Genomic DNA, 24,117 nt, shown 5'->3' on the forward strand with positions numbered 1-24,117 from the left:
ATTTCCAAGTTATAAATTGGAAAATTGCATGCCGCCTCGATTAAAACAAGACTTGACTTGGAAAATATGCGCCAGTCCCCCGCCAACCGGATCCTGATCCTGATAAAGACCGACGGCCCGCAGCTTGCCGCTGCGATCGGCGATGCGCTCGGCATATCGGGCGAGGCCGCCCGCCAGCAACTGTCGAAGATGGCGGAGGAGGGGCTGGTAGAACCGGTCACCGTTGCTGGCGCAGGCCGTGGCCGGCCGCGCCAGCTCTGGCACCTCACAACGAGCGGCAACCGCCAGTTTCCCGACGGCCATGCCGAGCTGACGGCAAACCTCCTCGGCACGCTCGTCGAACAGCTCGGCCCCGCAGCGCTCGATACCGTCATTTCCGCCCGCGAGGCCGAGACGCTGAAGCGTTATCGGGAGGAACTCAGCCAGGCACATGACCTTGCCGCGCGCGTCGAGGCCCTTGCCGGCATCCGCACCCGCGAGGGTTATATGGCCGACAGCTGGAGGCAAGCGGACGGTTCATTCATGCTGGTCGAAAACCACTGCCCGATCTGTGCGGCCGCCACCGCCTGCGCCGGCTTCTGCCGCTCCGAACTCGAAACCTTCCGCGCCGTCCTCGGTACTAAGGTCGAGCGCAGCGAACACATCCTCGCCGGCGCCCGCCGCTGCGCCTATCGCATCACGCCGCGTTGAGGCCTGTCGATCGGAGCGCCGCACTTCACGCCGGTTGCCGCGCCCGCCGCCTGCTGCTTTCGAGATAGAGCAGCACTCCGATCGATGCGAGACCCGCGGCCGCGCCGACGAAGGCGGTGCCGGAATAATCGGTGATCGCGGTGCCGAAGGCGAAGAGGCCGGCGCTGACGCCAACCCCAATGAACGTGTCAGCGAGATCAGCGAGGTTCCGAGCCCCGGCCGGTCCGCGATCAGATCCTGCAGATAGGTGATCGGCACGCTGAGGATCGCTGCCGCCCCGCAGGCATTGAAGAGGAGGAGTGCATAGACGTGCCAGGGTGCGGAAGCAAAGCCGAGCAGCAGTAGATAGACGCAATAGATCAGCGCGCCGAAGGCGAGCACATGTACGGTTCGGAAGCGGCGCTGCGCAAAACCCCACATCATCATGAACGGCATCTCGAGCAAGGCCGTCAAGCCGGCCATGAAGCCGACATCGACCACGGTGCCGCCGGCCGCATGGGTGATGATCAGCGGCAGGAGCATGGCGTTCAGCCGCTGCAGCCCGAACAGCATCGCCATGACGATAACGCGGGACAGCACATGCGGCACGAAAATCCGTTTCAGCGAAGCAAAAAAGCCGACCGGATCGGGGGCAGGGCCGCCTGAGCCATTTCCGGGTGCGAAGAAGAAATACAGGCAGAAGCAGGTGCAGCTTGCCAATGCCGCGATCCCATAGGCCGGCGTCATCGACGGCGAACTGACGAGATAGAGGCCGATCAACCCCGGCGCCAGCGCCCATGAGCCGGAAAAGAGCGCCCGCACCGTTGCGGTGATCGCCGCCCCCTGGCGCGGTCCATCTGGTTGGTCCTGGCGCGCAGGCTGGCAAACAGCAGCGAATAGGTGGAATTGCTCATCGGCACCAGCAACAGCGTGGAGAAGATGAAGACCAAGGGGCTATGGATCATCGCGATCGATCCGAAGCCGAGCATGCCGGCGACGGAAAGCCCCAGCACCAGCGGCCGGCGCTCCTTCAGCCTGTCCGACCAGATGCCGAGCGTCAGGCTCGTGGTGACGTTGACGACTGCCGAGAAGAACACCAGCGCCGAATAGGCGCCGTTGCTCAAGCCGAGTTCATTGATCCCGATAATCGACTGGTAGGGCGCGGTCGACGCATAGGTGAAGGCGAGCGCGACGAGGGTCACGGTCGGAATGCGGATCCTGTTGTCGCGAAGGATCAAAGAAAAGGTGGATGGCATGGGGGCGGTTCCTGATGCACCACTCTTAGTCGCATCGGACCCATCAGAGAAACGATAGTTTTCGATCGCCTCGGTTAATTTACGTGATGATTGGCCGGACTGTGTGATCGTTGTCCGACAGCTCTCGCAGCTAGCGCTTGGCACGCCATAGCCGGTTGACTCTGCCAATCTTCTGCCCTTAGTGCTCGCCGGGGTTGATCAATTGGATGGGGTCGATGAAATTCCGCTTTCTTGGCGCTGTGGCGCTTTCTTTTGCCGTTGCCGGTTGCACGCTCCTCGATCCGCCAACGCCGTATGAGCGCAACTTTCGTCAGGGTACGAAAACTTGTGATTTTCCCATTACCTGGAAATCGGCGAGACAAGTCATGAATACCCTTGAGATAGATTCTCCTGCCAGCGCACAATTTTGGGATGCCATCACCGAAATCTGCAATGTCGTGAATGCTGGAAATAAGAGCAAGGCCATCGAAATCCGGGCTCGTGACAGACACGGTGTTCTGCATAAAATCATTGTTGAAAGAGATTAGGAAAGCGCAGACGCACTGAGTGCGATGCCTACACAGAAGGGCATCGAAACAGGGGGTGGGCGTGGGAGAGCGTCCAGCAGGAGGGCAGTTACGCCCGCATTCCGCAGCACGTTGCTGTACTGGCCACAAAGCTTACCCCACCCTCCGTCATCCTCGGGCTTGACCCGAGGATCCACGCTGGCCTCCACCAGCAGCGGCATGGATCCTCGGCTCAAGGCCGAGGATGACGGAGGAGGGGGCGATGTTTCCGCCAAACTCGCCGCCGTCGCGTCGGTCACTCCATCAGCCGGGTACCTCCGCCATCCTGATGGCGATCGCCATCGCTTGCCCTGACGCCACGTCAACCCCGTTGGCTTTCGCCGCGTGACGCGTTATGGACTGCGCCATCCCGCAAGCATCCGGACAAAAGCTCATGACCAATCCCGTCACCGTCGAAGTCACCCGCGGCCTGCTCGTCGAAAGTCGCCATCGCGGCGCGGTGGCTGTGGTCGATGGTGATGGCAAGCTTGTCTTCTCGTTGGGCGATATCGAAGCCGCGGTCTTCCCGCGCTCGTCCTGCAAGGCGATGCAGGCGCTGCCGCTGGTCGAGAGTGGTGCGGCCGATGCCTATGGCTTCGGCGACAAGGAATTGGCGCTGGCCTGCGCCTCGCATAATGGCGAGGACGAGCATGTGGCGCTTGCCGCTTCCATGCTGTCGCGTGCCGGCCGCGATATCGAAACGCTGGAATGCGGCGCCCACTGGTCGATGAGCCAGAAGATCCTGATCCAGCAGGCTCGCATGCTCGATGCGCCGACCGCGCTGCACAACAATTGCTCGGGAAAACATGCCGGTTTCATCTGTGCCTGCTGCCATCAGGACCTCGATCCGAAGGGCTATGTCGGCTATCTCCACCCGCTGCAGGTCGAGATTCGCGCGGCGATGGAAAGCCTGACCGGGGCCGTGATTGGCGCCGATAGCTGCGGTACCGACGGCTGCTCTATTCCCACCTATGCCGTACCGCTGCGCAGCCTTGCCCACGGTTTTGCCAAAATGGCGACCGGCACCGGCCTGGAACCCCTGCGTGCCAAGGCATCCCGCCGCCTGATCGAGGCCTGCATGGCCGAGCCCTTCTATGTCGCCGGCTCCGGCCGCGCCTGCACCGCGCTGATGCAGATCGCCCCCGGCCGCATCTTCGTCAAGACAGGCGCCGAGGGCGTCTTCTGCGCCGCCATCCCGGAAAAGGGCATCGCCATCGCGCTCAAATGCGAAGATGGCATGACCCGCGCCGCCGAAGCCATGGTGGCGGCGACACTCGCCCGTTTCTTCGAGACGGAAGATGAGGTGCATGGGGCCCTGATGGCCCATGCCGCAAAGCCGATGCGCAATTGGAACGGCATCCATGTCGGCGATATCAGGGTCACCTCCGCCTTGGCCGGATGAGTCGAGCTTTCGTATATGAGTTATTAGAAAAATAAGAATTGCCTAATATAAAGGGGTACGTCCTGCGATCGCGGATGCACCCTTTCGCGGCGACGTGAGCACAGTCCTGGAAGCCGTGAGGGCAGGGCATGTTTGCAGGCCGCTATCTTTGGTGGATGCTGATGGGTATCGGCATCTTCATGTTCGCCGCGCTGAGCCTCGATTATATCACCTGGCTGACGATCCAGCTGTCGGGCTGCGGCGATATGGCCGGTGCTTGCGAGCCGGTCCTCCGGCTGATATCGGGCATGCTCAAACCCGCCTGCATCTGGACTGCGATCGGCGTGCTCTTCATGGCGACGCTGCTCCGTCTTCACACTCTCTCGCTCCTCTGGTTCTGGGGACCGATCGTCGCCATCTGGTTCGTCGCTTCCACGCCAATCCTCCTCTTCCTGGCGGCGGATGCGGCGGCTCTGACGCGGCCCGCCACCCTGGCGGCGCTGCCCGTCGCCTTGCTGTTTCTGGCGGCCTTCATCGCCTATCTCGTGATTGCCGTCGAAGATGGCGACATGCCGCCGCTTGCAGCCTCGGTGCCGTTGCGCCTCACACTCCGCCTGACGGCGGTCTACGGCGCGCTTGCCGGTGCAGCTCTCATGCCGGAACTGTCGCGGATCGCCGGGATCCTGCTTGATATGCCGGCACTTTCCGTCATCATCGCGCTGGCGCAGCCATATCTGCAGACGGTGCTCACCCTTGGAACCGGCAGCATGGCGCCGGCCTATGCCGTGCTGGCGGCCTTCATCGCGGCCCTTGCCGCTAGCCTCCTGCCGCACGCTGCCGCACCGCAGCCCTCCCGCAGCACCATCATGCTGCGGCGATTGCGCCGTTGAGATCGCGATAGGGTTTCAGCCGCTCGGCCGTCATCTCCATGGGCACGATCAGCCCCGCCACCTCGGAAATGCCGAGCACCGGGCAGGGCGAGACGAGGTCGAACTTCTTCTCGGTCAGCAGCACATGCGTTTCGGCCGAGCAGCGGGCGATATGCCGCTTGATCGCCGCTTCCTCGAAATCGCCGGTGGAAAGCCCGTGCACGGGATGCGCCGCCGTCACCCCGAGGAAGAAGAGATCGGGGCGGAGCTGCGAGATCGCCGCCATGGCCACTGCCCCCGTCGCCACCATCGAATGTTTGTAAAGCCGTCCGCCGGTGAGGATCACCTCGGCTGTCGGATGGTGTTCGAGTTCCGCGGCGATCGTCGGGCTGTGGGTCGCAACCGTCAGCGGCATGTCGCGCGGCAAGTGTCGGGCAATTTCCGCGGTCGTCGTGCCGCCGTCGAGGAAGATCATCTGTCCGGGCTTGACCATCGCCGCCGCCGCCACTCCGAGCCGCGCCTTGATCTGCGACGAGACGCTGCGCCGCGCGGTGAAATCAGGCAGATCTGGCGCCAGCGGCATCGCCCCGCCATGCACCCGTTTCAGCAGCCCCTCCGCCGCCATTTCCCTGAGGTCGCGGCGGATCGTGTCCTCCGAAAGCGCGAAATCCTCGGCGACGCGCTTGGCGATCACCTGGCCGTCACGGCGCAGGATGTCGAGAATGAGGGTCTTGCGTTGTGTTGTCAGCATCGGATCTCTGCACGAAATTAAACATAATAGCCCGATATTGCACGAAATGACTCGACGTTCAAGAAATATCGTGCATTTTCACGAAATCCCGTGCATGAAGGCCGGGGAGAGTGCTCACGCATAAGGCGGAGCGAAGGAGTGGATCATGTTGATTTTGATTGCCGGGCCCTATCGGTCCGGAACGGGCGACGACCCGGAAAAGATGGCCGCCAACCTGAAGCGGCTGGAAGCGCCTTCGCACGCGCTGTTTGAAGCCGGCCATGTGCCGATGATCGGCGAATGGGTGGCCCTGCCGATCTGGCACGCCGCCGGCGGCCGGTCGGTCGGCGACACACTCTACGAAGAGATCTTCCACCCGGTCGCCGGCCGGCTGCTGCAACTCTGCGAGGGCGTGCTGCGCCTGCCGGGCGATTCCAAGGGAGCGGACAACGACGTCCGCATCGCCCGGGAACGCGGCATCCCGGTCTGGCACAAGCTGGAGGATGTGCCGGGCTGCGGGTGATCGGATTGCTGCGCCTGCGCTTTGCCCTTTGCCCTTCGCTTACGCTCAGCGCATTCGCGGCTTTGCCGCTCACCCCCTCATCCGACCCTTCGGGCCACCTTCTCCCCGCTGGGGAGAAGGGGTTTGCGGCGGCGCCGCAAATCTATCTCCCATCGGGAGTTCAAGGTGTCGGATGAGGGTGATGCTGGCTCCCTCTTCTCCCCAGCGGGGAGAAGGTGGCCCGAAGGGTCGGATGAGGGGGCCACACGGCACATCTATTATGTCTTCACACTCGACGTCCCGACGGAGGATCAAAACCCAATCTCCCCAGTTCCGGCGCACCGACCGCTACGCTATAACCCTTGCCGAAAGGGAGTCGAGAACCATGCTGACATTGTATTATGCGCCGGGAACCTGCGCGCTCGCAAGCCTTATTGCCCTGGAAGAATCCGGCCTGGCCTTCGAAACAAAGAAGATCAGCCTCCGCGATGGCGATCAGCGCTCGCCGGACTATCTGAGGATCAACCCGAAGGGCCGGGTGCCGGCACTGGTCACCGATTACGGCGTGCTGACGGAAACGCCGGCGATCCTTGCCTATATCGCCCAGAGTGCGCCGGCCGCCCAGCTGGCGCCGCTTGACGATCCCTTTGAATTTGCCAGGCTCCAGTCCTTCAACAGCTATATCTGCTCGACCGTGCATGTGAACCATGCGCATCGCCCGCGCGGCTCGCGCTGGGCCGACGAGCCGGCGGCCATCGAGGCGATGAAGGCCAAGGTGCCCGAGAATATGGCCGATTGTTTCACGCTGATCGAGCAGACGATGTTCGAAGGCCCTTGGGTGATGGGTGAGGCCTATTCGCTCGCCGATCCCTATCTCTTCGTCATGACGGACTGGCTGCCGTCGGACGGCGTCGATCCCGCCCGCTTCGAAAAGGCGAGCGATCACCACGCCCGCATGCTGCAGCGCCCCGCCGTCCAGCGGGCGCTGGCCTACGACCGGGCCTGATCCTTAAATCCGGCGGCAAGCTTCTTCGGCGCCCGGAACAGCCAGGCGCCGATCAGCCGAAGCCGCAATTCCTCGTGGCCGATCATGGCGGCGCGCACCGGCAGATACGGCCAGCCGACATAATGATCGGTTTGAAAATAGACGTCGGGCGCCATCTCCAGCAGGTGATCCTTGTCGTCGAGCGAAATCGAGATCACGATCGTCTCGGCGTTCTTCACCGCGACAAAACTCTTGCCGCCGACCTTCAGTGCCGGATTGCCATAGGAAGTGCTCTCCTCGACATCAGGCAGGCCGGCTTCCGCCGCCAGCCGCTTCAGGCGCTCGAAGATCGCATCGACGTTATCAGCCATTGTTCCGCCCTCTCTGCCAGGGCGAACCTATCATATTTTCACGCGCATTTCGCCAACGGCGGCTTGGTCTCCGCCTGAAAGCCGGTCTGCATCCCGAGCGGCAGATCGGCGATTTCGCGCATCGACATGCGCTCGACCTCGGGATGCCGCAGCGGATCGTCCCTCCAGGTTGGTGCAATTTCTGCGCCTCCCGCCTGAAGGGTAGGTCTCAAGAAAAACTTCAGCAACGACATGGCATGCCTCGCTTTCTTCCGTGGCGTGGATGTGATCGCCCAGCGGCTCTCTGCCTCCGAGCCATCCTGTTGGTCAACCCACCCTGCGTTCGAATGGATCGCCTATGCTTGCAATGTCGGCCTCAACAGGCAGATTTTCAATTGAGAATAACGTTGAGGCGGTATAGAAAAACTATATGAAGAACCTGAACATGGTCCATCTCAACGGCCTGCGGGCGCTGGAAGCCGTCGGTCGTCTCGGCTCGCTGCAGGCAGCGGCCGACGAACTCGGCGTCTCGGTCGGCGCCGTCAGCCAGCAGGTGATCAAGGCCGAAGCCCAGCTTGGCCAGGTGATCTTCGAGCGCACCGCCCGGGGAATGATCGTCACCGAAGCCGCTCGGCCGGTGCTTCTGGCGCTCGACGAGGGGTTTGCCCGTCTTTCGGCGGCGGTATCGATCGCCAGCCGCAAGGATGATACGATCCTGACCATATCGGTGGCGCCGGTTTTCGCTGCCCGCTGGCTTGTCTGCCGGCTCGATCGTTTCGCCGAGCGTCATCCCGACATCAAGCTGCGGCTGGATGCAACGACCAATCTCGTCAGCCCGGCGCTTTGCGATGTCGATATCGGCATCCGCGTCGGCACCGGTAAATGGCCTGACGTGAAGGCCGAATTGCTCCTGGAACAGGAGGTCTTTCCCGTCTGTTCGCCTGAGATGGCGGCGAAGTTGAAAGAACCCGCCGATATCCTCGCCCTGCCGGCCATCATCGACGGCCATGCCATGTTCACCTGGGAGGTCTGGATGCGCGAGGCCGGACTGTCCGGTGCGACGCTTTCAACCCGTCACGTCTTCAACGATGCCTCGCTCTGCCTCGATGCGGCGATCGCCGGCCAGGGCGTCATGCTGGCCTGGCAGACCCTTTCCGGCTTTGCGCTCGCCGAAGGCCGGCTGGCCGCCCCTTTCGGCATTCGCGCGCCGACCGGCTTCGGTCATTACTTCGTCACCGCCGAAGGCACGCGGGAGCCGAAGAAGGTGAAGGATTTCAAGGCCTGGATCCGCGAGGAAATGGCCGGCACGCTGGCTCTCTTCCGGTAGTCCTCACACCTCGATCGGTTCCTTGGCCCGCGCTGCCTGCATCGCCTTGTAGGCCGGGCGGGACTGGCAACGCTCGATCCAGGCTTTGATATTGGGATGCGCATCGAACAGCGCCTCTTCGCTCTGGGCGTAGCGCAGCACCTCGGCGAGGTTGAGATCGGCGACGGTGAAGCGGTCGCCGACGATCCACTGCCGGCCGGCAAGGTGGTTTTCGAGCACCGCCAGCGGCCTGCGCAGCGACCGGCAGGCAACCGCGATCGTCTGTTGGCCGCCTTCGCTGTCTTCGAGCCCGTTATCATAGGTGAGCACGATCTTCACCGTATGCGGCTCGACCTCCGCGGCTGCCCAGACCGTCCACATCGTCAGCAATCCGTCTTCTTCGACGGTTTGGCCGGAAAGCGGTCCGCCGTTTTTGCGCGCGAGGTAAAGATTGATCGCCAGCGACTCGTGCATGATGAGGTCGCCGTCCCGAATGCTGGGGATCTGTGCCATCGGATTGACGGCAGTGAATTCAGGCGAGCGCGTGTTGAGCGGCGCCTCCGGCGCCAGCGGATCTGCAAGCCGCCTTGCCTGCAGCACCGGCACCGAGCGGAATTCAAGCCCAAGTTCCTCCGCCATCCAGTAAACGCGAGACGCGCGCGATCGATAGACCCCGTAGATTGTCAGCATGAACGATATCCCCTCGATGTGTCCGAGGACCGTAAATGCCGGATCAGGCTGCGAGAAGTCCTTGGCGCTGATGGGATGATGAAAGCTTTTGATGCGCCAAGCAATTCCGGTAAAAAAGTGCTCAGTTGTGCAAACCGCGCGGCGGTTTTCACAGGCCGGAGGAGAGGTGAGGGCCTGACAAGCACCCAGTCGGGGGGCCTTTGTAGGCCGGTGCGAGTTTGGCGGAAACGCGCCCCACCCTCCGTCATCCTCGGCCTTCCGAGGATCTATGCCCGTGGCGATTGATCGATACGGTGCAGATGCTCGGCACAGGGCCGAGCATGACGGAGCAAGGGGCGGACGAAGGAACCACTCGCGGCGCAAACGCCCGTGTCAGCAACGCTACCGCGAGCGAAACCAAGCAATGCCAGCCCTCGGCATAAACTGGCTTAATGACGCAAAGACAAGGAGATAGCGACATTCCTGTCGCTCGGAGAAGCAAATGCCTTCCTCAGGAAATGCGGTTCCGCTCGACGGTGAGCTGCGCATAGGGCGAGCCGCCGCCCGCCATCTCGCCGGAGACCTTCTTCTCCCATTGGAAGCCGAGCACCGCCCCTTCGGCGGTCTCCTGGAAGATGTTGTCGGTGATGACGGCAGTCCCCGCGCCATCGGCGACCGAGACGGCGCATCCCACAGGCGCCTTGCGCACCACATTGCCGGTCGCAACGACGTTGCGCAGATACGGCCCCCAGCCGATCTGCAAACCCCAGCGCGGCGCGCCCTCGATCACATTGCCTGAAATCAGCGTATCGGCCTCGGCCGCAATGCCGATGCCGAAGCCGACCTCGTGCTGATATGGGCCGCGCAGCGTCAGGTTGCGCACGACATTGCCGGTGACGCTCGCCAGCCGGCCGCCCTCGTCGAAATTGGCGATCGAGATGCCGTTCGCCGCCCCGTCGATCATGTTGGCGGAAACGACGGCGCCCTCGAAGGCGAATTCGACATAGATCGCCGTCTCGCCGGACCGCCGGCACTGATTGCTGCTGATTTGGATGTCCGAAGCCGAATTGGCGCGGATCGCCGTAAAGGCGCAATCGGAGATCTGGTTATTCACCACCATCACGCCGTCGGCGCGGAAGATGTTGATGCCGTTGCCGTTTTGCCCGGTGCCGCCGTCATTGGCGCGGATGTTGGAGATGCGGTTGCCGGAGACGACAGTGCCGTCCTCCGCCTTCTTCCAGCGATGCACCAGGATGCCGCCATTGCCGCAATCCGAGACCGTATTGCCGGTGACCGAGAGGGTGCTGGAATCCACCGCGTAAAGCCCGGATTGGGTAGCCCCCGAGATACGGCTGCGCTCGATCCGCCCGCCGCAGCGCTCCAGTTGCAGCCCGTGTTTGCGGCTGCCGCCGATCTCGCAATTGTCGATCAGCACCTCGTCAACGCCGGTAAATTGCAAAAGCCCGCCGGCATAGTCGCCAAGCCAGCGGTTGCCGCCGTCGATGACGAGATTGGAAAGCTCGATGCGCCGCACGTTCTCGGCCGCAAACAGATGGCCTTCGCCGGTATAGACGATCCGCGAGGCGCCGGGCACGCCAGTGATACGCGTATTGTCGGGCAAAGTGAGATTGGAGACCCGGTAGGTGCCGGGCGGCAGGAAGACCGGCACGTTCTCGCGCGCCGCTTGTTCGATCATCTGCTGCAGGTTGCGGGTCTTGCGGTCGCCGCTTTCGGGAATGGCGCGATAGTCCACCGCGTCGATCGCGCCGCGCAGATCGGGCTGAGCGGCCGCCGTCAGCGGCGAGGCAAGCGCGCGCGATGCCCCTCCAGCAACGGCCAAGGCGGCAAGAAAGAAAAGCATGTCGCGGCGTGAGGGCGTTCGGGGATCACTTGTCATAACGCGCCCGTAGCAGGAAACGTGCCAAACCCGCATGAATTCTTTTGGCACAAGCTTGGCAAAGGCGGGCGAAATTGCCGTTATGGCCGAGCGCGACGGCAGGATATCGCCGCTTATATTGTCGTCTTGTTCACCCTTTCATTTAAGCAAGCCGAAGGAAATGAGGACTACTTTGAAGGGAATTTCAATGATGACGATTGCGGGATACGGCCTTCGGCCGGCGGGGAGAATGGCGTCATGTACGAATTGGGTGCCAGGCGATGGGAATCGACCGATGCCCTGACGGCCGAAACGCGACGCATCGTCGCCGCGACGGAGGCAATGATGGCATCGACCGCTCATCATCTTTCCGAGGGTATCGAGAACCTGCGCCTTAAGGCGATCGTCCATGAACTTCCGGATTTCCTCTACGTCAAGGATCGTGACAGCCGCTTCGTCTTCGCCAATGCCGTCACCGCCAGCAGCCTTGGCCTGGAGAGTGCCGCGCTGATCACCGGCAAGCGCGATTTCGACCTGTTCGATTTCGAGACGGCGTGCCGTCATTTCGACATCGAACAGCAGATCATGGCGACGGGCGAAGCCCGCATCGACATGGAGGAATCCTACATCCTTCCCGGTAGCAGAAGACCGATATGCCGGCTGACCTCGAAGATACCGCTGCGCAACGATCGCGGCGAGATCGTCGGCCTGATCGGCGTTTCCCGTGATATCACCGAACGCAAGCGCCAGGAGGATCTGCATCGCGGCCAGGCGAGCCTGCTCGAGATGATCGCCCGCAACGAGCCGTTGCCGATGATCCTCGAGGCCCTCGTGCTGATGATCGAGGCGCAGCTGGATGGCATTGACGGATCGGTGCTGCTGCTCGACGGCGAGGGCACCAGACTCTATCACGGCGCGTCTCCCAATCTGCCCGGCGGCTACAGCCGCCTGATCGATGGCGTCACGATCGGTCCCAAGGTCGGTTCCTGCGGCACTGCGGTTTGGCGCGGCCAGACGGTGATCGTCGAGGACGTGATGATCGATCCGCTCTGGGAGGATTTTCGCGCGATGGTCGCGCCGTTCGGCTTTCGCTCCTGCTGGTCGACGCCGATCGCCACCTCGCAGAACAACGTGCTCGGCACGTTTGCGCTCTATTCCAGGGAGATCCGCCGCCCCACCGAGCATGAGATGACGCTGGTGGCGCTCGCCACCCATATCGCCGGCATCGCCATCGAGCGCAAGCGTGTCGACGACCGCATCCATTTCATGGCCCATCATGACGATCTCACGGGCCTGCCGAACCGCGCCTTCCTCAAGGAACGGCTGGCGAGCATTCTCGACCAGGCCCGGCGCAACAACCGCAAGGTGACCGTCGCCTATATCGATCTCGACAATTTCAAGGACATCAATGACGGCCGCGGCCACGCCGCCGGCGACGGGGTTCTGAAAGAGACCGCCGCCCGCATGGCCAACAGTGTCAGGGCGTCCGATATGGTGGTGCGTCTCGGCGGCGACGAATTCCTCGTGGTGCTCGTCCACCAGTCGAGCCACGATGCCGGCATCACGCGCCGCCTTCGCGATCTGCAGAAGGCGATCAACCGGCCGATCCGCGGCGCGGACGGCGAGATTACCGTGACCTCGAGCATCGGCGTTGCCGCCTTCCCCTTCGATGGCGCGACCTCGGAGGAGCTTCTCGCCAATGCCGACCGCGCCATGTACCGCGCCAAGGAGCTCGGCCGCAACACATTGCAGCATCACGATGGCGGCAGCACCCCTGTGGGAATGCCGCTCGGCGAGCAGGAAGAGCTGCACCAGGCGATCACCGGCGGCCAGCTGTTCCTGCAATACCAGCCGCAGGTCGATGTCGCCACCGGCCGTATCACCGGGCTGGAGGCGCTGGTGCGCTGGAACCATCCCGCAAAGGGCAGGGTGCCGCCGGTCAATTTCATTCCGCTCGCCGAAGAGACCGGCCTCATCGTTCCCCTCGGTCTCTGGGTGCTGAACGAGGCCTGCCGCCAGGCGCGCCACTGGCAGGACATGGGCCTGGCGCCGCTGACGATCGCCGTCAACGTCTCGGCCAAACAGTTCGCCGATCCGGATTTCGCAACCCATGTCGCCGAGGCGCTGGAGCGCCACCGCCTGCAATCCCGCTGGCTGGAGCTTGAAGTCACCGAAAGCGTGGTGATGCAGAATGCCGAACGCGCGCTCGCCATGATGGAAACGCTGCGGGGGCTTGGCGTGCGCCTGTCGATCGACGATTTCGGCTCCGGCTATTCCAGCCTGGCGGCGCTGAAGACCTTCCCTTTCGACCGCCTGAAGATGGACCGCTCGCTGGTCGAGGCCCTGCCGGGCGACAAGACCGCCGTCGCCATCGCCTCGGCGGTCATTTCGCTGGCGCAGACGCTGAAGCTTTCGGTACTCGCCGAAGGCGTCGAAACCGACGCCCAGATGGATTTCCTGCGCCAGGCCCACTGCGAGGAGGCGCAAGGCTTCCGCTTCTCCAAGCCGGTCTCCCCGGAGGAGATCCCGGCATTGCTGCGGGCGCGCAGTCTCTGACGCTTATTTTACAAGCCTGCCGATCGCTTCGATCTCGTTCGTCCATATGCCCGCCGCATAGTCCTCAGGCAGCCGCGCCAGTTGCGCGGGGTCGTCGATGCCGGTCGAAAAATCGCTGCCGCGATAGGGGCCGAGCACGAAAACCTCGGTCCCGGCATCCTGCATCCGGTTGAGAAAACGATCCGGCCAGCCCCAGAGCCACGGCGCGATATTGATCGGCACCAGCATCATCGCATGTTTGCATTCGTCCGGCAGCAGGCCGGTCCAGCCGTAGCCGATATAGCCGGTGAGGCAGCTCTTCAGGCTCTTGCGCGAGGCAGTCTTGATATCGGGCACCATCCGGCGCACGACGTCGATCGGCTCGTCGCCGCCATAGACGATGATCTCGGCCCGTCTTTCCTGGAAAAGTCCGTTGAGCACGGCGGCGAGCTTTTCGCCCTCGGAAGGATCGCGGCTCTTGATATTGATGAGGAAGCGTCGATCCGGAAAAGTCGACAACACCTCGGCAAGGGTCGGCATCATGCCGATGCCCCGGCCGCGAAAGGGAAAGGTCTTGCCGCCATCGGCGGTGTAACCATAACCGATGTCGAGCGCCCGCATCTCCGCCATCGAATGCTCGCGCGTGACGCCGTGCCCGTCGGTGCGGCAGTCGAGCGTCCAGTCGTGAAAGACGGCGAATTGCCCATCCGTCGTCGGATGCACATCGATCTCGACGATATCGGCGCCGGCCGCAAAGCCCGCCTGCATCGACGGAATGGTGTTTTCCAGATAGTCGTGTTTCGGCGGCAGCATCCGGCTCGCCGTGCAGGTGTCGTTCTTGAGATCGGTTTCGTCGAACCGCTGGGCGATGCCGCGATGGGCAAGCAGCACCGGCTTTGCCGGCCGATGTTCGGCGAGCAGGCTGGTATTGTTGAGGTAGATGCCGGCGACTGCAACCGCGATCGCTGCGGCGCAATAGAAAAGCTTCCTGCCCAAAGTTGATCCCCCTCTGGTTGCATCGACGAGCAAGTGCTAGAAAGCGATTCCGGTTGTTCTTGGGCTGTTTTCCGGCTTTTCTATGCTGCGACAACAATGAGTCTGATCGCTATGGAATTTGACGACGACGAGCTTATCCATTTCGAAGCGCACGGCGCTGCCCCGTTGCCGCCGGCAGCAGTCGACGGTCATATCGCCCATGACGGCGCCCGTATCTGGTATGCGAGCTACGGCGTCGGCCCAGCCGTCATTCTGCTCCATGGCGGCCTCGGCCACAGCGGCAACTGGGGCTATCAGGTCCCGGCACTCTTGCGCCGCGGCCGCCGCGTCGTGCTGATCGACAGCCGGGGCCACGGAAGAAGCACCCGCGATTCCCGTCCCTATACCTATGAGTTGATGGCTGCCGATGTGCTCGCCGTCATGGACGAACTGCATCTCGACAAGGCGGCCGTCATCGGCTGGAGCGACGGCGCCTGCATCGCTTTGATCCTCGCCATGACGGCGCCGTCGCGCGTCGAGGGCGTCTTTTTCTTCGCCTGCAACATGGATCCGAGCGGCACGCTGGAATTCGTTCCCACCCCGGTCATCGACCGATGCTTCAGCCGGCACGCCAAGGATTATGCCGCATTGTCTACCACGCCGGATGATTTTAATCCATTCGTCGAGGCGGTCAGCCTGATGATGCGGAGAGAGCCGAATTATCAGGCCGCCGACTTGGGGCTGATCCGCGTGCCGGTCGCGATCGTCCTCGCCGAACACGACGAATTCATCAAGCCAGACCATGCCGAATATCTTGCCCGCAGCATTCCGAACGCCGAGATGATCTATCTCACAAGCGTCAGCCATTTCGCGCCGCTGCAGCGGCCGTCGCAATTTAATGCCGCGGTGGAATCCTTCCTCGATGGAATAGGGTCATGACAGCGTTGAACTGCGGTCCATTTCATAGTCCCTTCTTTCGGCCCTCTGGCCTCGCGTCCATTTCCCGCTATCTCTCGTTTCATGAGACCTGATGCGCTGCTTTATCCCGCCCCGGAGGGGCTCTATTGCCCGGAAGGCGGCTTTTATGTCGATCCGGTGCGGCCCGTCGAGCAAGCGCTCGTCACCCATGGCCATTCGGATCATGCCCGCCCGGGCCATGTAAACGTGCTTGCCACCCGCCAGACGCTTGACATTATGCGCCTGCGTTACGGCGACGGTTTTTGCGCCAGCGAGCAGGCTGCCGCCTTCGGCGAGGAGCTGCTGGTCAACGGCGTCAAGGTGAGCTTTCATCCGGCCGGCCATGTGCTCGGCTCCGCCCAGATCGCCATCGAGAAGAACGGCACCCGCATCGTCGTCTCCGGCGACTACAAGCGCCGCCCCGACCCGACCTGCGCCGCCTATGTGCCGGTTGCCTGCGATGTCTTCATCACCGAGGCGACCTTCGGCCTGCCTGTCTTTCATCATCCCGATCCGATGGACGAGATCGGCAAATTGCTGGCGTCGCTGCGTCAATTTCCCGAGCGCACCCATCTCGTCGGCGCCTATGCGCTGGGGAAGGCCCAGCGCGTCATCCGGCTGCTGCGCGATGCCGGTTATGCCGAACCGATCTATATCCACGGCGCCATGGAAAAACTCTGCGACTATTACATCGAGCAAGGCATCGATCTCGGCGAACTGCTGCCGGCGACGATCGAAAGCCGCGACAAGTCCGCCTTCAAGGGTGCGGTCGTCATCGGCCCATCATCCGCCTTCGCCGATCGCTGGGCCCGGCGCTTCAACGAGCCGCTGCCGGCCTTCGCCTCCGGCTGGATGATGGTGCGCCAGCGCGCCAAACAGCACGGCGTCGAACTGCCCCTCGTCATCTCCGATCATTGCGACTGGCCGGAACTGACCGAAACGATCCGGGAACTGCACCCGGCCGAGGTCTGGGTGACGCATGGCCGCGAGGAGGCCCTGGTGCGCTGGTGCCAATTGCAGGGCATCAAGGCAAAGCCGCTGCATCTGGTGGGTTATGAGGATGAGGGGGATTGAGAGTGGAGTTTCTTGCTGAAAACCCCTCCCCAACCCCGCCCCACAAGGGGGAGGGGCTTAACCCGCGGCCCTCGCCGCATTCCTCTTCCAGCGCAGAGCATGCGGCCGGCTTGTTGGTTTGCGACGCGGTGCCACGGCTTAGTCCCTCCCCCTTGTGGGGAGGGGTTGGGTTGGGGTCTTTTCCATATGCCGTTGGAGAGGGGTCTCCCTCAAAAGTCGGGAGGCGCCCATGAAAGCCTTCGCCGACCTGCTCGACCGCCTGGTGCTGACCCCCAGCCGCAACGGCAAGCTGAAGCTGCTGACCGACTATTTTCGCGACACGCCGGATCCGGACCGCGGCTACGGCCTTGCCGCCATCGCCGGCACGCTGGAGGTGCGCAACGTCAAGCCCGCCATGCTGCGCGAGCTGGTGCTGGAGCGCATGGACGAGGTGCTGTTTCGCTATTCCTACGACTATGTCGGCGATCTTGCCGAAACCATCTCGCTCGTCTGGGACAATGAGAGGGATATCGACCGCGCAGCACTCGCCCAGCCGCGTCTCGGCGAGGTCGTCACCGGCATGAATGCGCTCGGCCGCACTGAAGTACGCAGCTTCGTCCGCGACCTGCTCGACCGGCTGGATTCGTCTGGCCGTTTCGCCTTCATCAAGCTGGCGACCGGCGCCATGCGCATCGGCGTTTCCGCCCGTCTCGCCAAGCAGGCGCTCGCCGATCTCGGCGACAAGGACGTCACCGAGATCGAAACCCTCTGGCATGGCCTGCAGCCACCCTATGAGGCGCTGTTCGAATGGCTGGCGGGTGGCGGCGAAAAACCGGTGCTGGCCACACCGGCGATCTTCCATTCCGTCATGCTCGCCAATGCGGTGGAGGAGGGGGATCTCAGTGCCCTCGACCCAGCGAGTTACGCGGCCGAATGGAAATGGGACGGCATTCGCGTCCAGCTCTCCCGCTCCGGCGACAGGCGCAAGATCTATTCCCGCTCCGGCGACGACATTTCAGGCGCCTTTCCCGATATTCTCGACGCGATCAATTTTTCCGGTGTCGTCGACGGCGAGATGCTGGTCGGCGGTACCGCCCGCTCCAATAGTCCGACCCGCACCTTCTCCGACCTGCAGCAGCGCCTGAACCGCAAGACGGTGACGGCAAAGATGCTTGGCGACTACCCCGCCTTCATCCGCACCTATGACCTGCTCTTCGATGGCGACGACGATGTCCGCGGTCGCACCTATGTCGATCGCCGCGACCGGCTGACCGAGATCATCGACCGCGCCCCGCACGACCGTTTCGACCTCTCGCCGCTCGTGCCTTTCTCCTCATGGGACGAGCTCGACACCCTGCGCGCCGCGCCGCCCGATCCGGTCATCGAAGGCGTGATGATCAAGCGCCGCGACAGCATCTACCAGGCCGGCCGCATGAAAGGCCCCTGGTTCAAGTGGAAGCGCAACCCCTATAATGTCGATGCGGTGCTGATGTATGCCCAGCGCGGCCACGGCAAGCGCTCCAGCTATTATTCCGATTTCACCTTCGGCGTCTGGGCTGATGACGAGGACGGCGAACAGCTGGTGCCCGTCGGCAAGGCCTATTTCGGCTTCACCGATGCCGAGCTCGAGGTGCTCGACAAATTCGTGCGCAACAATACCACCGAGCGTTTCGGCCCGGTGCGGGCCGTGCGCGCCGACAAGGATTTCGGCTTCGTCGTCGAAGTGGCCTTCGAGGGCATCAACCGGTCGACCCGGCACAAATCGGGGGTCGCCATGCGCTTCCCCCGCATCGCCCGCCTTCGCCCCGACAAACCCTCCTACGAGGCCGACCGGCTGCGCACGCTGATCGCCATGATCGAGGCCAAGCCGGCGTGAAGTTGCATACCCTGCGCAACAATGACGCAGGGCAATATTTTCAACAGCATGTGTATTGGCGGCAACGATCTTCCGGTGCAGATTTTCCAGAGCATGATGCCGAAAAGTGTAAGCGGTTTTCGCACGACATCATGCTCTGTTTAATTTGGAATGGCCGGGGAAATGATGGATGCTGCGTTATGAGCTCGCGTGAACGAAATTCCCTTTTTCTCCAACGCCGTGCCGTGCTGGCTGGTCTCGCCGGTGCACTTGTCCTGCCGCGCATGGCGGTCGCGTTCGATGTCCCGGACGAGCCGCGCCTTGCCAAGCGCGACTATGCCAAGGTCCGCCACCATTTCCGCACCAAGCTTTTGCAGAAGGGCCCGGCGCCCGACAAATACGAACCGCTGAATGCGCCTGCCGATGCCGACAAGATCTTCTACCGCTCGGGCTACGGCGAGCTGGAACTGGCGGCCTGGGTCTCGAAATACAAGCGCGAGCGCGCCGCCAGGCCGGGCGTGCTCTTCCTGCACGGCGGCAATGCCATGGGCATCGGCCACTGGCAGCTGATGAAGCCCTATATGGATGCTGGTTACGTCGTGATGATGCCGTCGCTGCGCGGCGAAAACGGCCAGATGGGCAATTTTTCCGGCTTCTACGATGAGGTCGACGACGTTCTCGCCGCCACCGAGCGCCTGGCGCATCTGCCGGGCGTCGATGCCGAACGCCTCTTTATCGCCGGCCACAGCATCGGCGGCACGCTAACCATGCTGACGGCGATGAGCACGCACAAATTCCGCGCCGCTGCACCGATTTCAGGCAACCCCGATGCCTTCCGTTTCTTCAACCGCTATCCGCAGGATATCCGTTTCGACGACAGCAACGCGCATGAATTCGAGGTGCGTTCGGCCCTGTGTTACGCCCACAGCTTCAAATGCCCGGTCCGTGTCGTCCACGGCACCGAGGAGCCCCATTTCAACGACCGCGCCGATCTGCTGGCCCGGCGCGCCCGCGGCGCCGGCGTTCATATCGAGACGGAAACCGTCGCCGGCAATCACACCTCGGCGCTGCCGGCCGAGATCGAACAGAGCATCCGCTTCTTCCACGGGGTGGCGGCCTGAATTTCCAGCCGCTTCAAATAATGGGCGATCGGCCCTATATTGCTGGAATGACGACGAACGCTAAGAGCATGCCAGAGAGTATGATTGTGCCGAACGACTTCCCCGAGCTGAAATCGCTCGCCTGGAATCGCGATCCCGCGCGCGCCATGCCCGCCGGCGAGGCCTTCGCGCTTTATGAGCGCAACTGGCGTTTCGTCGATACCGGCAGGCTGACCGAGCGGGAGACGCAACTGATCCGCGAACTGGCCGCCACCTATGGCAACGGCGTCCTGCTCGTTTCCTGATCCCACCCCAACGCCAGCCTCGCGCCAGCCGCAGATGCCATCGTTCCGACAGATATCGCTGTCTTGCCGATCGTTGATAAGGGTGGTTCCATGAATTTTCTGCGCCGGGTTTTCCCGCTTGCCGGGCTCGTGATCGCGGTTGCGTCGCTAAGCGGCTGCAACATTCTCATTCCCGATGTCGCCGCCGATTCGCCCGCCCGCTTCGTCCAGGAAACCTCGCCGGTCTTCTATCAGCCGCCCGGCGTCGATCCGCGCCGGGTGCGGCCGATCCCCGATCAGCCGGTGCCGCAGACGCGCGAGCTCTACAAGACCCAGTTCCACCAGACCTACGGCCTGCCGGTCACCAATCCCGTGCATATGGCGATGTATGGCCAGTTGCGTGACGAGGATTTTACCCTGCCGGCGATCCCGGTCAGCCGCGTACAGCCGCAGTTCCTGCGCCAGGAGGTCGATTATCAGACGACCGAGCGTCCCGGCACCGTGGTGATCGATACCAAGGCGCATTTCCTCTATTTCGTCGAGGACAACGGCAAGGCGATGCGCTACGGCGTCGGCCTCGGCCGCGATGGTTACGCCTGGTCCGGCCGCGGTGTCATCCAGTGGAAGCAGAAATGGCCGCGCTGGACGCCTTCGGTCGAAATGGTCTCGCGCCAGCCTGAGGTTCGCCCCTTCGGGGCGGAGAATGGCGGCATGAATCCGGGGCTGATGAACCCTCTCGGCGCCCGCGCCATGTATATCTTCAAGGACGGGCAGGACACGCTCTACCGCATCCATGGCACGCCCGACTGGCAGTCGATCGGCAAGGCCACCTCGTCTGGCTGCGTGCGCATGCTGAACCAGGACGTCGTCGATCTCTACGACCGCGTTCCCGCCAAGGCCGAGATCGTTGTGATGTAGCGCTGCAACAGCGCTACTGATATCGTCCGCTTCAGGCCGGACACGTCTGCGTGAAGCTATGGTTTATTTGGCGCAAGCCGATAGATCTTCTCTTGTTGTTATCGGCATCGGACGAATCGCTTTATGCAGCGTCTCGTCCGGCTTCCCGCATCAAAGGAAATCAGTCCCGCGTCATGAGCTTCGATAGACATCTTTCCCGCCGCAGCTTTCTTTCCTTTTCGGCGTTGACCGCAGCCTCGGCGCTCGCCGGCTGCGCCTCCTCAGCCAACACCGTGACATCAGGCGATACGACGATCATTTACCGTTCGCCCATGCGCCTGTTCCAGTCCCCGGGTGCGTCGAGCGTGCCGAGTGGGGCTGAGCTTGCCGTCATGTATGGCCCGATCGAAGACGGCGGCTTTCTCATTCCAGCCGTTCCTTACGAGCAGATCGATCCGCGCTATTATCGCCAGCGCGTCGTCGATCCCACCGGCCAGCCCCCCGGCACCATCGTCGTCGATACGCCGTCGCGCTTCCTCTATCTCGTCCAGGGCGACGGCATGGCGATGCGTTACGGCGTCGGCATCGGCCGCGAGGGTTTCGCCTGGCAGGGGTCGGGCGTCATCCAGTGGCGTCAGAGGTGGCCGCGCTGGAAACCGCCGAACGAGATGGTCGCCCGCCAACCCGAACTCGTCAAATATTCGATCGAGAACGGCGGCATGGAGCCGGGTCTGAAGAACCCGCTCGGCGCCCGCGCGCTCTATATCTTCTCGAATGGAGAGGACACGCTCTACCGCCTGCACGGCAATCCCGACTGGCGCTCGATCGGCAAGGCCGTCTCGTCAGGCTGCGTGCGGCTGATGAACCAGGATATCATCGATCTCTACGATCGCGTGCCGACCAAGGCGCCCATCGTCGTCTGGCAGTAACCATCACCGAGGCGGACGCAATCCGGCCCGCCTCGGATCGATCGCTTTTCCCGGGCAAGCAGGTGCTTTGCCCCAGGCAAGCTGGCACTTTGCCCCGGGGAAAAGGGTGCTTTCCCCTGGGGCAAGAGCTTCATTTTGTGCCCGCGAGAGAATTATTTTCCGAAATACCATTGCTTAATTCGGTAAATATCCTACATGGTGCGTATCGAATTGCTTGCGACCTTTGTCCACGCGCTTGAGCGCTCCGTCAGATATCCTCTCAACATCGATACGGCTTGTCGGATATCTTTCCGCAGGCGAACACAAACGGTTGAAAAGGAGATCGTTATGAATTCAGGCGTCGTCAAGTGGTTCAATGGCACCAAGGGTTTTGGCTTCATTCAGCCCGATGATGGTTCTACGGACGTTTTTGTCCATATCTCAGCGGTTGAACGCGCCGGAATGCGCGAACTCGTTGAAGGTCAGAAGATCCGCTATGATCTCGTCCGCGACAAGAAGTCCGGCAAGAATTCGGCTGACAACCTTCAGGCCGCATGATTTGTCATTCGCCTAGGCTGGCCATGTGCTGGCAGCAAGCTGACCACGGATGTACTGGCAGCGAGCTGACCAGGGATGGCGGTGAGCTGCCCATACCGGCAGCGGGCTGAGTGACTGGAAGAGGTCGGGTCCGAGCCCGGCCTTTTTGCTTTGATCGCAGGCTTTTCCGGAATGCCCGGTCGTTCCTGAATGACCCCCGGTCGTTCTGATTGACCGATTGAGCAGCCGAAGAGTCGAAGGGACGCTGAAATGGGCAGACCAAACTATAAAGTCGGCGACATGATTGTGCTGAAATCCGGCCTCACCCGCACGGCGAAAGCCGACAAGCGGTGCCGGATCTCCAGCATCCTGCCTAACGACCATGGGCATGTGCAATATCGCGTCCAGTTCGACGCAGAGAATTTCGAGCGCCGCATCACTGAGGCCGACATCGATACCGGTGAATCTCCGTCGAGGGCTTCCCCCGAGGCGGCGGCCAAGTCCGACGGCGCCGAGCCCTGGCTGAAGTTTTCGAGCATCAAAATCGGGAAGTAATTCCGGGTTTTTATTTTGGACAGTGCGGCCTCGCCGCCGCAACAGGAAGGATATCGTTTTGCAGGTACTCGTCAGAGATAACAATGTCGATCAGGCGCTCCGCGTGCTCAAGAAAAAGATGCAGCGGGAAGGCCTGTTCCGGGAAATGAAGGCGCGCAGCGCCTTTGAAAAGCCGTCCGAGAAGCGCGCCCGCGAAAAGGCCGAGGCCATTCGCCGCCAGCGCAAGCTCGCCCGCAAGAAGCTGCAGCGCGAAGGTCTGCTGCCGGCACCGAAGAAGGTTCTCCGCCCCACCCGCTAATCCCGGCTGTGGCATCACGGCCCACTGTGGCATCACGGCCCCACCGTGGCATCACGGTTCAGCCGTGAATCATGGTTTCTGCCGTGGAGCCATGGCTTACAGCGCCGCGCGTCTTTTCCAGACGCGCGAGGAGCTGTAACACTTGAATTTCAGCATAATTCCTTGAATCGATTCCGATTTGAGGAACTATGCAGTAACGCCGCCATCACCTGGGAAAGGGGCACATGACCGCCACCAAGGGAGAATTCTTCAATCCCGCCAAGCTCTCGTCTCGCGACAAGGCTGAAGCGACCGATCACACGGCGCGCGCCATTATCGCCGCCGAGGCATCGGCCCGTGACAAGAAGACGGAGAAGCTGAAGGCGTTGCGTTTGCAGCAGGAGGCCGAGGCCGAACCTAAGGCGGCGCCTGCAAAGAAGCGCCGGTCGCCGGCTAAGCCACGGCCCTGATCTCGGCGCGCATATCGGCTCTACCGGGTAAATGCGTTCAGCCGCTGCCCGTGCCGGCCCGCCCAAGATTGCCCCGCAGCCGATGCAGCATCTCGCGCATCTCGGCCATTTCCTGAAGCGTGCAGCCTGCGGCTTGCCCGATCGCCGTCATGATCGTATCGATCTCCCCCTTCATTGCCTGACCTTGCGGGGTCAGCGACACGATCACCTGCCGTTCGTCGCGCAGGTCGCGGATGCGTTTGATCAGCCCGGTCTGTTCCAGCCGTTTCAACAGCGGCGAGAGCGTGCCGGAATCGAGATCCAGCTGCTCGCCGATCGTCTTGACCGGCAGTTCGCCGCGTTCCCATAGCACCAGCATCACCAGATATTGCGGATAGGTCAGGCCGACCCTGTCGAGGATCGGCTTATAGGCGCGGGTGAAAGCATGCGCCGTCGCGTAGACCGCGAAGCACAGCTGCTTTTCCAGCCGCTTCTCCTCTTGCGGTATCTCCATCGTCTTCGTCGTGTGCGCTTTCATATCTATTGTCCCTGAAGCCTGATTGTCCTCTTTTCGGATTCGAAATGCAATTTGCAAAA

General features: G+C 62.4%; 26 protein-coding genes and 1 pseudogene. 19 read left to right on the forward strand and 8 right to left on the reverse strand.

Annotated elements, in window-relative coordinates; translation table 11 throughout:
* Positions 1-66: 66 nt before the first annotated feature.
* Positions 67-690, forward strand: coding sequence for a helix-turn-helix transcriptional regulator (locus B5P46_RS09065; RefSeq protein WP_129418376.1), 624 nt, complete (start codon positions 67-69; stop codon positions 688-690).
* 25 nt (positions 691-715) lie between these two features.
* On the opposite strand, the pseudogene B5P46_RS09070 reads toward B5P46_RS09065, so the two are convergent.
* Positions 716-1,925: pseudogene (locus B5P46_RS09070) on the reverse strand (MFS transporter).
* 215 nt (positions 1,926-2,140) lie between these two features.
* Here B5P46_RS09070 and B5P46_RS09075 point away from each other — a divergent pair.
* The 3 genes from B5P46_RS09075 (at position 2,141) to B5P46_RS09085 (ending at position 4,741) form a co-directional block, all read left to right on the forward strand.
* Complete coding sequence (locus B5P46_RS09075; protein WP_129418377.1) at positions 2,141-2,452, forward strand: hypothetical protein; 312 nt, start codon at positions 2,141-2,143, stop codon at positions 2,450-2,452.
* A 412-nt stretch (positions 2,453-2,864) separates the two neighbouring features.
* Positions 2,865-3,872: an asparaginase gene (locus B5P46_RS09080; protein WP_129418378.1), complete on the forward strand. Its 1,008-nt coding sequence runs from the start codon at positions 2,865-2,867 to the stop codon at positions 3,870-3,872.
* A 128-nt stretch (positions 3,873-4,000) separates the two neighbouring features.
* On the forward strand, positions 4,001-4,741 hold the full coding sequence (locus tag B5P46_RS09085) for a hypothetical protein (protein ID WP_129418379.1): 741 nt from the start codon (positions 4,001-4,003) through the stop codon (positions 4,739-4,741).
* Here the strand turns inward: B5P46_RS09085 and B5P46_RS09090 are convergent.
* Positions 4,716-5,471 (reverse strand): DeoR/GlpR family DNA-binding transcription regulator, encoded by a 756-nt coding sequence (locus B5P46_RS09090; RefSeq protein ID WP_129418380.1) that lies wholly within the window; start codon positions 5,469-5,471, stop codon positions 4,716-4,718. The two genes, B5P46_RS09085 and B5P46_RS09090, sit on opposite strands and share 26 nt — an antisense overlap.
* Before the next feature lie 145 nt (positions 5,472-5,616).
* Between B5P46_RS09090 and B5P46_RS09095 the strand changes: the two genes are divergently transcribed.
* Positions 5,617-5,973: a DUF4406 domain-containing protein gene (locus tag B5P46_RS09095; RefSeq protein ID WP_129418381.1), complete on the forward strand. Its 357-nt coding sequence runs from the start codon at positions 5,617-5,619 to the stop codon at positions 5,971-5,973.
* Between the two features lie 364 nt (positions 5,974-6,337).
* Positions 6,338-6,958, forward strand: a complete 621-nt coding sequence (locus tag B5P46_RS09105; RefSeq protein WP_129418382.1) for a glutathione S-transferase family protein — start codon at positions 6,338-6,340, stop codon at positions 6,956-6,958.
* On the opposite strand, the gene B5P46_RS09110 is transcribed toward B5P46_RS09105, so the two are convergent.
* Positions 6,943-7,308: an MmcQ/YjbR family DNA-binding protein gene (locus tag B5P46_RS09110; protein ID WP_129418383.1), complete on the reverse strand. Its 366-nt coding sequence runs from the start codon at positions 7,306-7,308 to the stop codon at positions 6,943-6,945. The two genes, B5P46_RS09105 and B5P46_RS09110, sit on opposite strands and share 16 nt — an antisense overlap.
* A 38-nt stretch (positions 7,309-7,346) precedes the next feature.
* Positions 7,347-7,541, reverse strand: a complete 195-nt coding sequence (locus B5P46_RS09115; protein ID WP_129418384.1) for a hypothetical protein — start codon at positions 7,539-7,541, stop codon at positions 7,347-7,349.
* Between the two features lie 176 nt (positions 7,542-7,717).
* Between B5P46_RS09115 and B5P46_RS09120 the strand changes: the two genes are divergently transcribed.
* On the forward strand, positions 7,718-8,614 hold the full coding sequence (locus B5P46_RS09120) for a LysR substrate-binding domain-containing protein (RefSeq protein WP_129418385.1): 897 nt from the start codon (positions 7,718-7,720) through the stop codon (positions 8,612-8,614).
* Between the two features lie 3 nt (positions 8,615-8,617).
* Here B5P46_RS09120 and B5P46_RS09125 read toward each other — a convergent pair whose 3' ends face one another.
* Both B5P46_RS09125 and B5P46_RS09130 read right to left on the reverse strand, forming a co-directional pair.
* The gene (locus B5P46_RS09125) at positions 8,618-9,283 is read right to left on the reverse strand and encodes a glutathione S-transferase family protein (RefSeq protein ID WP_129418386.1); all 666 of its coding nucleotides are present in this window, start codon (positions 9,281-9,283) and stop codon (positions 8,618-8,620) included.
* Positions 9,284-9,773: 490 nt separating this feature from the next.
* The gene (locus B5P46_RS09130; protein ID WP_129418387.1) at positions 9,774-11,159 is read right to left on the reverse strand and encodes a TIGR03808 family TAT-translocated repetitive protein; all 1,386 of its coding nucleotides are present in this window, start codon (positions 11,157-11,159) and stop codon (positions 9,774-9,776) included.
* A 237-nt stretch (positions 11,160-11,396) separates the two neighbouring features.
* On the opposite strand from B5P46_RS09130, the gene B5P46_RS09135 reads away from it, so the two are divergent.
* Positions 11,397-13,694 carry a sensor domain-containing protein gene (locus B5P46_RS09135; RefSeq protein WP_129418388.1) on the forward strand — a complete coding sequence of 766 codons (2,298 nt, stop codon included), beginning with the start codon at positions 11,397-11,399 and terminating at the stop codon, positions 13,692-13,694.
* Positions 13,695-13,697: 3 nt separating this feature from the next.
* On the opposite strand, the gene B5P46_RS09140 is transcribed toward B5P46_RS09135, so the two are convergent.
* Positions 13,698-14,669 (reverse strand): glycerophosphodiester phosphodiesterase family protein, encoded by a 972-nt coding sequence (locus B5P46_RS09140; protein ID WP_129418389.1) that lies wholly within the window; start codon positions 14,667-14,669, stop codon positions 13,698-13,700.
* A 111-nt stretch (positions 14,670-14,780) separates the two neighbouring features.
* Between B5P46_RS09140 and B5P46_RS09145 the strand changes: the two genes are divergently transcribed.
* The 11 genes from B5P46_RS09145 (at position 14,781) to B5P46_RS09195 (ending at position 23,541) form a co-directional block, all read left to right on the forward strand.
* Entirely contained in the window at positions 14,781-15,587 is an 807-nt protein-coding gene (locus B5P46_RS09145; RefSeq protein ID WP_129418873.1) for an alpha/beta fold hydrolase, read from the forward strand.
* An 81-nt stretch (positions 15,588-15,668) separates the two neighbouring features.
* Positions 15,669-16,679 (forward strand): ligase-associated DNA damage response exonuclease, encoded by a 1,011-nt coding sequence (locus B5P46_RS09150; RefSeq protein WP_033182928.1) that lies wholly within the window; start codon positions 15,669-15,671, stop codon positions 16,677-16,679.
* A gap of 229 nt (positions 16,680-16,908) precedes the next feature.
* Positions 16,909-18,534 carry a cisplatin damage response ATP-dependent DNA ligase gene (locus B5P46_RS09155; protein WP_129418390.1) on the forward strand — a complete coding sequence of 542 codons (1,626 nt, stop codon included), beginning with the start codon at positions 16,909-16,911 and terminating at the stop codon, positions 18,532-18,534.
* Between the two features lie 179 nt (positions 18,535-18,713).
* On the forward strand, positions 18,714-19,634 hold the full coding sequence (locus B5P46_RS09160; RefSeq protein ID WP_129418391.1) for an alpha/beta hydrolase family protein: 921 nt from the start codon (positions 18,714-18,716) through the stop codon (positions 19,632-19,634).
* 80 nt (positions 19,635-19,714) lie between these two features.
* On the forward strand, positions 19,715-19,918 hold the full coding sequence (locus B5P46_RS09165; protein ID WP_129418874.1) for a hypothetical protein: 204 nt from the start codon (positions 19,715-19,717) through the stop codon (positions 19,916-19,918).
* Between the two features lie 90 nt (positions 19,919-20,008).
* Positions 20,009-20,815, forward strand: coding sequence for a L,D-transpeptidase (locus B5P46_RS09170; protein ID WP_129418392.1), 807 nt, complete (start codon positions 20,009-20,011; stop codon positions 20,813-20,815).
* A 173-nt stretch (positions 20,816-20,988) separates the two neighbouring features.
* Positions 20,989-21,723 carry a L,D-transpeptidase gene (locus B5P46_RS09175; protein ID WP_129418393.1) on the forward strand — a complete coding sequence of 245 codons (735 nt, stop codon included), beginning with the start codon at positions 20,989-20,991 and terminating at the stop codon, positions 21,721-21,723.
* Positions 21,724-22,050: 327 nt separating this feature from the next.
* Entirely contained in the window at positions 22,051-22,260 is a 210-nt protein-coding gene (locus tag B5P46_RS09180) for a cold-shock protein (RefSeq protein ID WP_003546468.1), read from the forward strand.
* Between the two features lie 249 nt (positions 22,261-22,509).
* Positions 22,510-22,794 (forward strand): hypothetical protein, encoded by a 285-nt coding sequence (locus B5P46_RS09185; RefSeq protein ID WP_012756578.1) that lies wholly within the window; start codon positions 22,510-22,512, stop codon positions 22,792-22,794.
* Between the two features lie 58 nt (positions 22,795-22,852).
* Positions 22,853-23,092 carry a 30S ribosomal protein S21 gene (rpsU, locus tag B5P46_RS09190; RefSeq protein ID WP_003546477.1) on the forward strand — a complete coding sequence of 80 codons (240 nt, stop codon included), beginning with the start codon at positions 22,853-22,855 and terminating at the stop codon, positions 23,090-23,092.
* 224 nt (positions 23,093-23,316) lie between these two features.
* Positions 23,317-23,541, forward strand: a complete 225-nt coding sequence (locus B5P46_RS09195; protein WP_003546479.1) for a hypothetical protein — start codon at positions 23,317-23,319, stop codon at positions 23,539-23,541.
* Between the two features lie 37 nt (positions 23,542-23,578).
* Here the strand turns inward: B5P46_RS09195 and B5P46_RS09200 are convergent, their stop codons facing one another.
* Entirely contained in the window at positions 23,579-24,058 is a 480-nt protein-coding gene (locus tag B5P46_RS09200) for a MarR family winged helix-turn-helix transcriptional regulator (RefSeq protein ID WP_129418394.1), read from the reverse strand.
* Between the last annotated feature and the right edge of the window lie 59 nt (positions 24,059-24,117).

The organism is Rhizobium leguminosarum (genome assembly GCF_004123835.1).
GTDB lineage: Bacteria > Pseudomonadota > Alphaproteobacteria > Rhizobiales > Rhizobiaceae > Rhizobium > Rhizobium leguminosarum_M.